General features: G+C 40.8%; 1 protein-coding gene. It reads left to right on the top strand.

The features are described from left to right. Positions 1-222, top strand: a 222-nt coding sequence (locus SB822_RS61705; RefSeq protein WP_410859751.1) for a hypothetical protein, incomplete at its 5' end; no start/stop codon positions are given. Positions 223-228 lie beyond the last annotated feature (6 nt).

The raw sequence follows: 228 nt of genomic DNA, 5'->3' as shown, positions 1-228 counted from the left end.
AGTTTGGATGAAGTCGAAGGGCTTTTGAATGAGCACGGGCACGAATGCGTCTGTGCGGGAACGGATGATAAATTATTCATTTACACAGTAAAGGAAGACCAGGATCAAATTAAAAAAATAATTAAGGGAACATTAAACTTAAAAGGCTTTAAAGTGGTGGCGATCGAGGAAATCCCGCGAAACGATTTCGGGAAAATCCTTTATTCTGAACTGCCCAATTGACAGGTG

It is taken from the genome of Paraburkholderia sp. SIMBA_054, from assembly GCF_046534875.1.
Taxonomy (GTDB): Bacteria; Pseudomonadota; Gammaproteobacteria; order Burkholderiales; family Burkholderiaceae; genus Paraburkholderia; species Paraburkholderia hospita.
Note: the sequence above shows the minus strand (reverse complement) of the source record. Positions and strands in the feature narration are given on the sequence as shown.